Genomic DNA, 12,065 nt, shown 5'->3' on the forward strand with positions numbered 1-12,065 from the left:
CTTCGGTCTGTGGCCGGCCCGTCCCGCTCGCCGGCCGTTCCACGCCTTTCAGGACCTGAGCGGCCCACCGCCGCCGGAGCGCGCGGACCCGTCGGCTCGTGCTCGCCTCCTCCGCGCCGACGATGCGGGCGGCAGCCCCGGCGCAGGCGTGGTCGGCGGCGGCCCGCACCGCTTGCCGGTAGGCGGCCTCGGCGTGGACCAGGGCGGCATTGCCCAGTGTGGCGGCGCTGGGCGCGCGTGCGGGTACCGTGCACGAGATCCCCCGAGGGGCGGCGCACCCCCATGGACGCGGTCCAGCCGATGGTGACGTCCGCCGGAGCGGGACCGGCCGCCGCCGAGTACAGGGCGTGTGCTCCCCGCTCAGGACGAGCCCGCGCGACAGCCAGGTATCGGCCTCCCTCAGCCGCTCCCGCCAGGCGGCGGAGCAGGCCTCCTCGGCCTGTAGGAGACGCTGGTGTTCCGTGCGCAGGATGCGCAGCTTCCTCTCCAGGAGGTCGGCTCCGCGCGCGGCGACGGCCAGGCGGTGCAGCAGGTGCTGCCGCCCGGCACGCCCGGGGGGGGACAGATGGGGGCCATCGCGTTCACCCCCGCTCCGCGCCGTGCGCGTCCAGCAGCGCGGACGGCAGCATGGCGAGCTGACCGCGGGGCAGGATGAGCAGCACCCGCCAGGCGCTTTCCAACGTCTCGTCGAGGGCCCGCAGTTCGTCGCGCCGCTGGTCCACGAAGGGCCGCAGGAAGGCCTCGTCGCAGTCGAGGTACCGGCGGTCGGCCGGGCTCAACGCGGTCTGCCCGACCAGGTCGGCGAACTCACGTACCTGCCGGGCGCGCGCCAGGGCCGCGAGCATCTGCGCAGCGACATCGAGGTGGTCGGGCCGGGTACGGCCGGGACCGGCGCCCTTGCGCATCAGGCGGGAGAGCCAGGACAGGGCGTCCACGGTGGATAGGCGCCCTGTGCGTGCGTCTGGCGGGACAGCACGATCTGCCCCTCCGTGATGTAACCGGTGAGGTCGGGGACCGGATGGGTGATGTCACCGGCGGGCATGGTGAGCACCGGAAGGACGTTGACGGAGCCGGGCCGGCCGCGGATGCGGCCGCAGCGCTCGTAGAGGGAGGTGAGGTCGCAGCTCGTCTTCAACACCGCGCCGCTGCGGGCCGCCGACTGGGTCGTGCTCGCCGGATTCGGGGCGCTGCTGCTGGCCGCCGAGGAAACCCGCAGGTGGTCGCTGCGGCGCCACCGGCCCGGGAGCCAGAAGGAAGGAGAGCGATGAGAGGTGCGGGACGCCTGGGTACGCAGATCGCCCAGGTACCTGCAGCCGCCCGCAACGACGTCACCCTCATCGATGTCGACGAGGTCCGCATCGCCGAACTGGAAGACCGCCTTCCCGTACGCCTCGTCGCCGGAGAAACCTGCGACCCCACCATCCTCGAACACGCGAACGCACACACCTCCGACCTCGTCATCGCCGCCACAGGTAACGACGAGGACAACCTCGTCGTCAGTCTCCTCGCAAAACGGCAGTACGCCGTGCCCCGCGTCGCCGCGCGCGTCAACGGCCACGGACACCGTTGCCCTGCTGAGACTGCGCAAAGCGGGTGTCGACGTCATCGAAACCGCCATCACACCGCGATCCCTCGCCGCGGGCCGCACGCTCGCCGAGATCACGCTCCCCGCGGGCGCCGTCATCGCCACGGTCGTCCGCGACGGCCAGCCCGACGTCCCCGCCCCCGAGACGCGGCTCCAGCCGGGCGACGAACGCCTCGTCGTCTCCCACGCCGCCATCGAACAGGAGATCCACGCCGCCTTCCAGTGACGGCCGACTTCTTCAGCGGAGAGATCCGGGCCATGAGCAGATCACGGCGACGACGACTCCCACGTCGAGCAGGACCCCGACGGCGAGCCACGGGTGGAACCAGATCGCCTTGAGAGCTAGCCCGCTGGAAGCCGCCACGATCGCGACGCCCGGCCACCAGCCACTGCTCACGGCGGCACCGGCTCCAGCGACCACGTACAGCAGCGCGGTGTACCAGGCGAGTGCCAGCGCTGCGGCCCTGGCGGGCGCGGCGGAGGCGTGGACCGCCGTGAGGGCCCAGGACCGTCCGGGGTCGAAGCGAAACCTGTCGGCGGGCACGGGTGCCGCCCAGATGCCAGGGTGCAGCAGGCCGTGCGCGATCAGGAACCCTGCCACCAGCACACCGATCATGACCGGTCCTCCTTGGATTCCGGCTCGGAGCCGCCCGTGTCCAGGTGGATGGACAGGTGCCGACCGGTGTCCTGGACACCGTACGAGTAATAGGCGGCCCGCCAGGTCCGGCACAGCACCCCCAGATCGAAGTCGAACGTCGCGCGAGGACAGCGCTCGGTGGCGTCCAGTTGGACCTGGCTGTCCGAGAGTCCCACCAGGGTCGCCATGGCGATCAGCTCCTTCGTTCCGGCCTTGGCCCAACCCCCTTGGATCAGGTGGTCCGGTGTCCCCACCGCGGTCCGATTTGGTCCCACTCCTGGTCCCACAGCTCGTAGCGCCGCTGGTCGAGTCTCCACTGCACGACACGTCCGGCAGCGAAGACCAGACCGCCGAAGGCGAGCGCGGCCGCGGCGCCGAACATGGCCGCCTCGGCTGCGGCCGCCGAGGCGGACGTCGGCTCCGTGGTGAGCTGTCCCTTGTCGTTCATCCAAACCACGACCTTCGATCCGGCCTTCCGCCCGGACTCCACCAACGTGCGGCCGGTACGGAGGGAACCGTCCGACGCCGTCCATCGGACCCCCGCCCGGACCTCGCCGTAGGCCGCCCCCTCACCTGTCGACAATGCCGGCGTCGTGCTCTCGAGCAGGACGGCGTGGACCGAGTGCCGTTCCTGCCGCAGTTGCGTGAGGGATTCCTCGGCGGCATGGGCCGTCACAGCCCCGATCAGGATCCCGCCCAGTGCGATCGCCGTCCACACGACCAGCACGATCCAGGCCTCGAGGATGTCGTAGTGCCGTCGCAAGGGATTGCTTCGCCACCGCCACAGCGGCTGCCTCGCACGCTTCGTCCATGTCTTGCGCATCGGACCGCACCTCCTCGTCCTCACAAACAAGAAGGTGACACCGGAGTGCGAGTGGCGGCATAGGCCGACGAGGCAGCGTCGCGGGGCCGTTCGGCGCTCACTCACGTTCGGCAGCGGGCCGTTCGGCCCTGGTCCGCGTGCGGGTCACCTCGGCCGAGCGCGGGGTCGCACACTCGCTGCCGTCTCCCACGACCGGCGTCCGCCAGGCCCCGGAAGAGGTCGTCATGAGAGCACTTGTGTTCCAGGGCTTCGGAACGTCCGCGTGGACACCGTCGCGAGCTGAGGGCTCGTACGGGCGGTGCCGCGGTCGGAACCGACATCGCCTTCCAGGTGGACCAATTCGACGAGGCGGGAGGGGCCCTACCCGCTTCTTACGGATCCTGATTGCTCGGCGCCGGCCTCTCGGACTCTCTCGGTACACCGGGCGACGGTCGAAGGGACCGCCCGCAAGGTGCTCCTGCACCGCTCCGCGACCGCGGACCTCGTCGTCGGCGGCGCCCGGCACAGGCACGGCCACTTCGGCCTTCGGCTCGGCCGGGTCGGCCACACCCTGCTGCATCACGCGGACTGCCCGGTGGCGATCGTGCCGCAGGGTGAGTGACAGCGGCCGGGCCCGAACGCTGGGCCCGGCCACCGGCCGGTATGCGCGGGCGGCTGGTGTTGAGGGTGAAGTCAGAAATCAACGGCTGCGTCCGCAGCGCCGGACCCGCGAAACCGCCCGCACCGCACGCGGCAGCGGTCGCCCGCCGCGGCGCGACACCCCCGCACACTGACCGATCCGCCGCGGTTTGAGGCCCTCCCGGTGTGGGCGGCGTACAACGCGCGCAGGCTCACTCACTCCTGACCGCCGCCGTGCGCTCGGTCAGTCGTGCGGGACCACCGCGACCGGGGCGGTGGCATGGTGCAGGACCGCTTGCGTCACCGGTCCGATGTGCGCTCCGACCGGCGTACGCCGGTTGCGACGCCCGACCACCACCAGTGCGGCGTCCCGGGAGGCGTCGATCAGGTGGGAGCCCGCGCTGCCGACCACCGCCTGCTCGTTCACGTCGACGCCGGGGAACTTCTCCCGCCACGGCCGCAGTACCTCGATCATGTTGTGCCGCATCTGCGCGCGCAGTTCCGCGTTGAGGTCGAGGTCGAAGGCGCCGCCGTAGCCGTAGGAGGACGGCAGACTCCACCCGTGGACGACACGAAGGTTCCCCCCGCGCCTGGAAGCGGCCTCGAACGCGAAACCGATCACGGAACCGTCCGGATGCTCCAGGTCGAGGCCGAGCACGACACCGTCCTTCAGGTGTTCGTCTGCGACACGTTCGACGGCTCGTACGAGGACGACGGGCCGCTCGGTCCTGGCCACGACGGCGAGTGCCACGGAGCCGACGAGGAAGCCGTGGACTCCGCCCAGGCCCCGGGACCCGAGTACCAGGAGATCGGCCTCCTCGGCGACGGCCAGCAGCGCGGTGACGGGCTGCTCCGGGATCCGCTCGGCGGTGATGTGCAGGCTGGGGTGGCGTTCGGCGAGCCGGGCGGCGGTCTCCCGCGGCAGGCGCTCGGCCCACTCGCTCCGCGGGTCGTCCATGGGCGGTACAGAGGCGCCCGCGAGCGGGGAGTACGTGTACGGCTGCCACTGCCAGGCATGTACGAGGCGCAGGGGCGCGTCGCGCAGCAGCGCCTCGTGGGCGGCCCAGTCTGCGGCGGCGATGCTCTCGGGCGAACCGTCCAGACCGACGGTGATGTTGCGGGACATGTGCGGACCTCCTCAAGGGGTTGTGACTCAGTCTTCGGGTGGCAGGCCCACGTCAGGAGGGGCCGCAGGTCCCGGCGCGGGGCCGAACGGCCCATCCGGCAGGTGTCCCGTTCTCCCGCGGGGGTCGCTTCACACGATCGCGACCGGGCAGTGGGAGTGGTGCAGCAGGGCGGCGGTGACCTGGCCCGGTTGCGGGCCGATGCGGTGGGGGTGGCCGTGGGCACCGACGACCACGACGGCGGCTTCGCGGGTCGCCTCCAGCAGCGAGTGCACCCGGCCGGAGTCGAACGTGCGGACCGCCACCTCGACCTGGGGATAGCGCTGCCGCAGCCCGGCAACCGCGCGGCGTGGTATGGCCTGTTCGGTCAGTGCGTGCACGACAGCATCGTCCCGCACCCGATCCGCAGGGAGGGGAGCCGGTGGTGCGGGCGTCCGGCTCCGATGACTCGCAGAGCGCAGCACACGCAGCCGGCCCCCGCGGCGCTCCGCCTCCGCGAAGGCGAACGCCGCGGCATCCGCGTCGGCGTCGCTTTCCAGGCCGAGCAACACCTCGCCGCGCCCAGCGGATTGGTGGTTCCCTCTCACGACGAGCAGCGGTCCGCGCGTCCGCGCGACCAGCCGCAGGCTCACCGAGCCGAACAGTAAGCCGGCGATTCCGCCGAGCCCTCGGGTGCCGACCACGGTGAGCTCGGCGTCCCGACCGTGCTCGGCCAGCGCCTGGACCGGTCCGCCCTCGAAGGCGGAGGCGGTGACGGGCAGACCGGGGTGCCGCTCACGTACCCGGGCAGCCGCGGACGCCAGCACCGGGCCGGCCTCGTCGAGGTCGGGCACGGCGTACACGATGTCCAGCAGGGCGCCGCGCAGCACCGCTTCCTCGGCGGCCCGGTCCAGCGCCCGTACGGCGATGAGCGTGCCGTCCACGCCGACGGTTACATGACGGGTGGTCATGTCTTGCCCTCCCCTTGGTCGGTGTTGTCCAGGTGGCCACGGACGCCCCGTCGGCCCGGCTCGCCAGCGCCGCGCAGCCCGCTTCCAGGCGGGCGGCGGGAACACGGAACGGCGAGCAGGAGACGTAGTCGAGGCCGGTGTCGTGGAAGAAATGGATGGAGTCCGGGTCGCCGCCGTGTTCGCCGCAGACACCGATCTTCAAGGCCGGGTTCACCGCGCGGCCCTCCTCGACGGCGATCCGGACCAGTCGGCCCACGCCGTCCCGGTCGAAGGTCTCGAAGGGCGAGGTGGCGAAAATGCCCTGGGCGGGGTAGGCGGGGAAGAACGACGCCTCGACGTCGTCGCGGGACAGTCCCCACGCCGTCTGCGTCAGGTCGTTTGTGCCGAAGGAGAAGAACTCGGCGGCCTCGGCGATCCGGCCGGCGGTCAGCGCGGCACGGGACAGTTCGATCATCGTGCCGATGGGGCAGTCGACCGCGAGTGGTCCGCGGGCACGGTCGGGGCCGGCCGTGGCTGCCACTTCCAGGCGTGCACCAGGCGCAGCGCCGTGCCTCGGCGCAGGGCTTCTCTGGCCGCCCAGTGCGCGGCGGCCAGGCCTTCGGGAGAACCGTCGATTCCCGCGGCGACGTGTCGAGGCATGGTCCGCACCTCCTGCGTGCATGCCGGTGGATTTCTCTTCTCCCATCGAGCCTGATACCGGGCCGTGCCCGGGTGCAGGGGCCGGGCAGGCCCTTCCGAAGGGCCCTTCGGCCCCAGTGTTGTCCCGCCCCTCCACGCCCGGGCAGCCTCGCTCGCGTGGGGCACGGGAAGGCGCCGGACCGTATGTACTGGCCGATGCCATACGGCCCGGACTCGGGGCCGATCGGCCCATGTTGGAAGGGGGCCAGGGGAAAGAGATTGGAGGTGGCAGGGTCGCGCTCCTGGAAGAGGAGCTCGAGGAAGAGGACACCATCATGAACGCTTCCCCCACTTCCAGCATCCTGAGGGCATTGCCCGCCGAGCACGGCGAGCGGCTGATGCACAGCGCCCGGGAAGTGTCGTTCCCGCTGGGAACGCGTCTGTTCGAGGAGGGCCGGCGAGCGGACCGGTTCTGGATCATCCGAACCGGCACGGTGGCTCTCGACATGCGCGTGCCCGGCCGCCGCGCGGCCGTGATCGAGACCCTCGGGCACAACGAACTCGTCGGCTGGTCCTGGCTGTTCGGACCGCACACCTGGCATCTGGGCGCCGAGGCCACGAGTCCGGTGCGCGCCTACGAGTTCGACGCCGAAGCCGTTCGCGATATGTGTCAGGCCGATCCGGCGCTGGGAATGGCCGTGGGTCAGTGGGTGGGAGACACGGTCGCCCGCCGGCTGCGGTCGGCCAGGACCCGGCTGTTGGACATGTACGCGCCCTACGGCAGCGGAAGCCTCAGCTGACCACGTCGCCATCCACCGAGTTGTCATCCACCGAGGAGTCACCGTGCACGGCACCCGCACATCGTCAGCGACGTGATGACCCACACCGTCGCCGCCATCGGCCGCAGGGCGAACTTCAAGGAGATCGTGCAGTTGATGGAGCAGTGGAAGGTCAGTGCCCTGCCCGTCCTGGAGGGCGAGGGCCGGGTGATCGGCGTGGTCTCCGAGGCCGATCTGCTCCCCAAGGAGGAGTTCCGCGACAGCGATCCGGACCGGTACACGCAGTTGCGGCGGCTCTCCGATCTCGCCAAGGCCGGCGCCGTGACCGCCGAGGACCTCATGACGGCCCCGGCCTTCACCGTCCGGGCGAACGCGACTCTCGCTCAGGCCGCACGGACCATGGCGCACGCCAAGGTCAAGCGGCTGCCCGTCGTCGACGACGTGGGCCTGCTCGAAGGCGTCGTCAGCCGCGGCGACCTTCTGAAGGTGTTCCTTCGGGAGGACGAGGACATCGCCGAGGAGGTGCGCCGCGAAGTGGTGTCGTATCTGTTCCGTGCGCCGTCGTCACCCGTGCGGGTACAGGTGCACGACGGGGTCGTCACTCTCGCCGGGCGCGTCCGGGACACCTCATTGGTGCCCGTGGCCGCGCGCCTGGTGCGGACCGTCGAAGGTGTGGTGGACATCGAGTTCGAGCTCACGGGGCCGTCCGGGCAGCCGGAGCGGTGACCGGCGGTCGATTCCAGGACAGCGCTCAAGTTGGGCCGGTCGGCCCTAGTGCGTTCGGCCCCGGAGCGTGATGATCGTCGTCACAACCCGCTCGTGGTCCGCAGTCCACCACTGAAACTGAACAAGGGGTCGTCATGGCCGAGGCGCGCACCTTCACGGAACAGAACCCCATCCGGGTCTTCCTGCTGGACGACCACGAGGTTGTGCGCCGCGGTCTGACCGATCTCCTGGACGCCGAGCCGGACATCTCGGTGGTCGGCGACGCGGGCAGCGTCGAGCACGCGCTGGTGCGCGGCCCGGCGCTGCGGCCGGACGTGGCCGTCCTGGACGTACGCCTGCCGGACGGCGACGGGATCAGCGTCTGCCGGGAGCTGCGCAGCCAGATGCCGGAGCTGGCCTGTCTGATGCTGACGTCGTTCGACGACGAGGAGGCCCTGCTCGACGCCATCATGGCCGGAGCCTCGGGTTACGTGCTCAAGCAGATCAAGGGCTCGGATCTGGTCTCCGCGGTACGCACCGTGGCTTCCGGCCAGTCGATGCTGGACCCCACGACGACGGCCCGGCTGATGCGGTCCCTGCGCGCGGACCCCACCGAGGCCCCGACACTCGCTCCCGAACTCGCCGGCCTCTCGCCCCGCGAGCGCGACATCCTCGCGCTGATCGGGGACGGGCTCACCAACCGGGAGATCGGCAAGAGGCTCTATCTGTCCGAGAAGACGGTGAAGAACCACATCTCCCGGCTGCTGGCCAAACTAGGCGTCCAGCGCAGGGTCCAGGCGGCGGTCCTGGCCAGCCAGTTGGAGCACCCCGACACCGCCGACCACCAGACTCGCTGACCCCGGGAGTGCCCTTTCAGGGGCGCGGTGACCTGCGCGACCAGCCCCCGCCACCCGCAGCCGGCGGACACCGGACGCAGAGGTCACCGGCAGTCTCAGCCGTGCGCCGGACCGCCCCCCGGGCCCGCGCCGGGTGCGCTCACCGGCACCCGCCACACCAGCCGCGTGCCACCGCCCCCGGGCCGCTCGCCGAGCGTCAGTACGCCCCCGAGGGCGATGGCCCGCTCCTCCATGTTCTTCAGCCCGCTGCGCCGCACGTCAGCCGGCACCCCGCAGCCGTCGTCCGTCACGGTGAGCGTCAACTCACCACCGGCGCACTGGAGCCGGACGTCCACGGCATGTGCTCCGGAGTGCCGGGCCGCGTTGCTCAGCGCTTCGCCGAGGACCGCGACGGCGTGGTCGGCGATGTCGCCGGGGACCTCGGTCTCGACGAGCCCCTCGATCCGCAGCGCGGGCGCAAACCCGAACGACGTGGTCGAGGCCGTGACCGCCTCGGAGACCCGGCCGCGCAGACCGTTGCCCTCCCGGCCCGCCCCGCCGTGCGTTCGCAGGCCGAAGATCGTGGACCGGATGATCTTGATGGTGTCGTCGAGGTCGTCGACGGTCCGAGTCAGTCGCTCCATGCCCTCGGCATGCTCCATGAAACGCTGGGCGCTCTGCAGCGTCATGCCGGCCGCGAAGAGCCGCTGGATGGCGAGATCGTGCAGATCCCGGGCGATACGGTCACGGTCCTGGAGCAGTGCGATCTGTTCCGCGTCCCGCCGTCGCTCGGCCAGCTCCAGCGCCAGCGCCGCCTGATCCGCGAACCCGAGCAGCGGCCCGGTGTCCGCATCCCCGAAAGGCGCGCCGCCCTGGACCCGCCCCAGCAGCAGCACACCCCGCGCCTTCCCGCTGGTACCGAGCGGCACCGCCACGACGGGTCCGAGCCCGGCCCACTGAGCCTCGCCCTCGCCCACGCGCGCATCGTGTGCGATGTCCGCGCTGACCACCGGCTCCGCAGAGCTCAGCGCGGCTCCGACGAAACCGTCCCTGGCCGACATCACCAGGCCACCGCACTCCTCCGCGCCGAGCCCGACGGCCAGCGCCGGCCGCAGCGCCTCCTCGCCCGGTACGCCCTCCGCGATCATTCCCATGTCCGCGGAGACGATCTTCCGTGCCTCATCGACGATCAGCTCCAGCACCTCCGCGCTCGGCGCGCCGGTCAGCAGGACGCTGGTGACCTTCCCGCTGGCCCGCTGCCAGCGTTCGCGGAGCCTGGTCTCCTCGTACAGCCGCGCGTTCTCGATGGCCACGCCGGCGGCCACGGCCAGCGTCGCCAGGACGGACTCGTCCTCCGCGTCGAACTCCCGCTCATTGCGCTTCTCGGTGAGGTACAGGTTCCCGAACACCTCGTCCCGCACCCGGATCGGTACACCGAGGAAGGAGTGCATCGGCGGGTGGTGGGCGGGGAAGCCGTACGACTCGGGATGCTCGGAGAGCTCCGGCAGCCTCAGAGGCACCGGATGCCGGATCAGCTCGCCAAGGAGCCCGTGCCCGCTGGGCAGCGCCCCGATCTCAGACCGCCGCTCCTCGCCGATGCCGACGGTGATGAACGCGGACAGCTTCCGGTCACCACCGATCACACCCAGCGCCCCGTACTCGGCATCCACCAGAACCACGGCGGCCTCGACGATACTGCGCAGCACCTGCGGCAGGTCCAGCTCCCGTCCGACCGACAGGACGGCCTCCAGCAGGCTGTGCAGGCGGTCCCGAGTGCCACGGACGGCGTCGATGCGCACCTGCAGCTCGCCCAGCAGCTCATCGAGGCGAAGCTTGGGCAGATGCTGCTCGGATCCTCCACGCGTGTCCGCGCCCATCGCTTCCTCCGGCCCATCAAGCGGACAAGGCCGCGCACCAGTTCGCCTGCCCTCACGGTACTGCCTGGGAGGCCTCGGCAGCACCACGCGCTGCTTCGACGTCGGGAATTCTGAACACAGTTCAGGCCATCGGACCGTCGTCGGTTGCCGTCCGGTCGCATCACGCTTCAGGTCGGCGTGAGGGCGCAACCGGAAAGGTTCCGGTTGCGCCCGGTCCCGAAGCGGCGCGGGGTTCAACCCGCCCGCATCCCGGACACCAGTTCGGTTCCGATGTCCGTGGCCCACACCTCGATCTGCCCGAAGTCACGGAAGTCCCCGCCCTTCCCGGAGGAAACGATCTTCCGGGCGACGAATCCCTTGGCCCCTTCCTCCAGGCAGCCCCCGAACGTGGCGTGCGCACGGACACCGAGCCGGGTCATGGCCCGCCGCACACCGGGGACGGGCGGGATATCCTTCTCCGTGGCCGAGGCGTCGAGCGGACCGCTGCTGAAGAACCACAGCGGACGCCCGGCCAGCACTCGGCCGTGCCGACGGACGAAGCGGCGGGCGTCCTTGTGCCAGCGCCCCGCGTACAGTCCACCGCCCACGACCACGGCGTCGTACGACTCGACGCCCGTCACCGAGCGAGCGGGCACCGCCTCGGCGGGCACGCCCCCCTTGCGCAGGACTTCCGCGATGGTCTCCGCGATCCGCGCGGTCGATCCGTTCGTCGTCCCGTAGGCGACGAGCACCTTGGCCGGCATGGCGGTACCCCTCCTCTCGCCCTGCTTCACAGCTTGCGCAGCCATTCCTCGGTGACACCGTGCAGGGCCGGCTCGTCCGGCCGCAGGTGCGAGTCGTCCATCCGGTAGGTCAGCTTGTCGACCACCGCGACCACGCCATCGATCCGGTCGGTCATGGAGACGGCGATCTCCGCCTCGCTCCGGCGCTCCACGTGGCCGTCGAGGGTGACGACGCCCTCGTGCACGCCGACCTCGACGGTCGAGGGGGGCAGCCACAGCGTGCGGACCAGCACCTCGTCGATCACCTCGCGGCGGATCACGTCGTCCGGCTGCAGGAAGACCTGGATCAGATCGCGGCGGGTGACGATGCCGACGACCCGGTCCTCGTCGTCCACCACCGGCAGCCGCTCCACGCGGCCGCGCGCCATGGTCCGGGCGGCCTCGGCGATGGTTTCGTCGGCGTGCACGGTGACCGGTGGCACGGACATCAGCTGTCCGGCGGTACGTGCGTGCCCCTTCGCGGCCTCCCGTCGGGCTCCGCGGGTCAGCCCGGTGAACCGGAAGCGACGCGGCGTCTCGTAGGGCTCAGGGACGCCCGCCTGCCGGACCATGAGGTCGGTCTCGGAGATCACACCGAGGACCTTGTCGTCCTCGTCGATCACCGGCAGCCCGCTGATGCGGTGCTCGGTGAGCAGCCGTGCCACTTCCTTGAAGGGGGTGCCGTACCGGGCCGTGACGACCTCCGTGGCCATCACCGATCCGACCTTGTTCTGCCTCATCTCTGTTCCTCC

Annotated in this window: 16 protein-coding genes and 4 pseudogenes; 7 read left to right on the top strand and 13 right to left on the bottom strand. The window is 71.3% G+C overall.

Annotation, left to right across the window (positions count from 1 at the left end):
* Nucleotides 1–85: 85 nt before the first annotated feature.
* From OG568_RS61335 to OG568_RS08130, 3 genes and pseudogenes are all read right to left on the bottom strand, one after another.
* Nucleotides 86–565 (bottom strand): annotated as a pseudogene (locus OG568_RS61335) (V-type ATP synthase subunit D); the annotation flags it as partial.
* A 16-nt stretch (nt 566–581) separates the two neighbouring features.
* A complete protein-coding gene (locus tag OG568_RS08125) occupies nt 582–935 on the bottom strand; it encodes an ATP synthase beta subunit C-terminal domain-containing protein (protein ID WP_241756950.1) in 354 nt (117 codons plus the stop codon).
* Complete coding sequence (locus OG568_RS08130) at nt 905–1,138, bottom strand: hypothetical protein (protein ID WP_329530896.1); 234 nt, start codon at nt 1,136–1,138, stop codon at nt 905–907. Before OG568_RS08130 ends, OG568_RS08125 begins: the two co-directional genes overlap by 31 nt.
* Between OG568_RS08130 and OG568_RS08135 the strand changes: the two genes are divergently transcribed.
* The 3 genes and pseudogenes from OG568_RS08135 (at nt 1,113) to OG568_RS08145 (ending at nt 1,811) form a co-directional block, all read left to right on the top strand.
* Nucleotides 1,113–1,268, top strand: a complete 156-nt coding sequence (locus OG568_RS08135; protein WP_329530897.1) for a hypothetical protein — start codon at nt 1,113–1,115, stop codon at nt 1,266–1,268. The genes OG568_RS08130 and OG568_RS08135 overlap by 26 nt on opposite strands.
* A pseudogene (locus OG568_RS08140) lies at nt 1,265–1,504 on the top strand (NAD-binding protein); the annotation flags it as partial. The gene OG568_RS08135 and the pseudogene OG568_RS08140, both read left to right, overlap by 4 nt.
* Before the next feature lie 154 nt (nt 1,505–1,658).
* Entirely contained in the window at nt 1,659–1,811 is a 153-nt protein-coding gene (locus OG568_RS08145; RefSeq protein WP_241757486.1) for a hypothetical protein, read from the top strand.
* 12 nt (nt 1,812–1,823) lie between these two features.
* On the opposite strand, the gene OG568_RS08150 is transcribed toward OG568_RS08145, so the two are convergent.
* The 3 genes from OG568_RS08150 to OG568_RS08160 are packed head-to-tail and all read right to left on the bottom strand — an operon-like array spanning nt 1,824 to nt 3,045.
* Nucleotides 1,824–2,201, bottom strand: coding sequence for a hypothetical protein (locus tag OG568_RS08150; protein ID WP_329530898.1), 378 nt, complete (start codon nt 2,199–2,201; stop codon nt 1,824–1,826).
* On the bottom strand, nt 2,198–2,410 hold the full coding sequence (locus OG568_RS08155; protein WP_181648377.1) for a hypothetical protein: 213 nt from the start codon (nt 2,408–2,410) through the stop codon (nt 2,198–2,200). Before OG568_RS08155 ends, OG568_RS08150 begins: the two co-directional genes overlap by 4 nt.
* Before the next feature lie 44 nt (nt 2,411–2,454).
* Complete coding sequence (locus tag OG568_RS08160) at nt 2,455–3,045, bottom strand: Rv1733c family protein (RefSeq protein ID WP_181648378.1); 591 nt, start codon at nt 3,043–3,045, stop codon at nt 2,455–2,457.
* A gap of 412 nt (nt 3,046–3,457) precedes the next feature.
* Here OG568_RS08160 and OG568_RS08165 point away from each other — a divergent pair.
* Nucleotides 3,458–3,646 (top strand): annotated as a pseudogene (locus OG568_RS08165) (universal stress protein); the annotation flags it as partial.
* A 261-nt stretch (nt 3,647–3,907) separates the two neighbouring features.
* On the opposite strand, the gene OG568_RS08170 reads toward OG568_RS08165, so the two are convergent.
* The 4 genes and pseudogenes from OG568_RS08170 to OG568_RS08185 form a co-directional block, all read right to left on the bottom strand.
* The gene (locus tag OG568_RS08170; RefSeq protein ID WP_181648379.1) at nt 3,908–4,789 is read right to left on the bottom strand and encodes a universal stress protein; all 882 of its coding nucleotides are present in this window, start codon (nt 4,787–4,789) and stop codon (nt 3,908–3,910) included.
* 129 nt (nt 4,790–4,918) lie between these two features.
* On the bottom strand, nt 4,919–5,737 hold the full coding sequence (locus OG568_RS08175) for a universal stress protein (protein ID WP_329530899.1): 819 nt from the start codon (nt 5,735–5,737) through the stop codon (nt 4,919–4,921).
* 46 nt (nt 5,738–5,783) lie between these two features.
* A pseudogene (locus OG568_RS08180) lies at nt 5,784–6,212 on the bottom strand (putative PEP-binding protein); the annotation flags it as partial.
* Nucleotides 6,188–6,376 (bottom strand): universal stress protein, encoded by a 189-nt coding sequence (locus tag OG568_RS08185; RefSeq protein WP_443077582.1) that lies wholly within the window; start codon nt 6,374–6,376, stop codon nt 6,188–6,190. The gene OG568_RS08185 and the pseudogene OG568_RS08180, both read right to left, overlap by 25 nt.
* Nucleotides 6,377–6,690: 314 nt before the next feature.
* On the opposite strand from OG568_RS08185, the gene OG568_RS08190 reads away from it, so the two are divergent.
* The 3 genes from OG568_RS08190 (at nt 6,691) to OG568_RS08200 (ending at nt 8,696) form a co-directional block, all read left to right on the top strand.
* Complete coding sequence (locus tag OG568_RS08190; protein ID WP_329530900.1) at nt 6,691–7,155, top strand: Crp/Fnr family transcriptional regulator; 465 nt, start codon at nt 6,691–6,693, stop codon at nt 7,153–7,155.
* A gap of 75 nt (nt 7,156–7,230) precedes the next feature.
* Nucleotides 7,231–7,860 carry a CBS domain-containing protein gene (locus OG568_RS08195; RefSeq protein WP_329536302.1) on the top strand — a complete coding sequence of 210 codons (630 nt, stop codon included), beginning with the start codon at nt 7,231–7,233 and terminating at the stop codon, nt 7,858–7,860.
* Nucleotides 7,861–7,994: 134 nt separating this feature from the next.
* Nucleotides 7,995–8,696 carry a response regulator transcription factor gene (locus OG568_RS08200; protein ID WP_329530901.1) on the top strand — a complete coding sequence of 234 codons (702 nt, stop codon included), beginning with the start codon at nt 7,995–7,997 and terminating at the stop codon, nt 8,694–8,696.
* Between the two features lie 95 nt (nt 8,697–8,791).
* Here OG568_RS08200 and OG568_RS08205 read toward each other — a convergent pair whose 3' ends face one another.
* From OG568_RS08205 to OG568_RS08215, 3 genes are all read right to left on the bottom strand, one after another.
* Nucleotides 8,792–10,552, bottom strand: coding sequence for a sensor histidine kinase (locus tag OG568_RS08205; protein WP_329530902.1), 1,761 nt, complete (start codon nt 10,550–10,552; stop codon nt 8,792–8,794).
* 233 nt (nt 10,553–10,785) lie between these two features.
* Nucleotides 10,786–11,295 (bottom strand): flavodoxin domain-containing protein, encoded by a 510-nt coding sequence (locus OG568_RS08210; RefSeq protein WP_329530903.1) that lies wholly within the window; start codon nt 11,293–11,295, stop codon nt 10,786–10,788.
* A 26-nt stretch (nt 11,296–11,321) separates the two neighbouring features.
* Entirely contained in the window at nt 11,322–12,053 is a 732-nt protein-coding gene (locus tag OG568_RS08215; protein WP_329530904.1) for a CBS domain-containing protein, read from the bottom strand.
* Nucleotides 12,054–12,065: the final 12 nt, after the last annotated feature.

Source organism: Streptomyces sp. NBC_01450 (assembly GCF_036227505.1).
Taxonomy (GTDB): Bacteria; Actinomycetota; Actinomycetes; order Streptomycetales; family Streptomycetaceae; genus Streptomyces.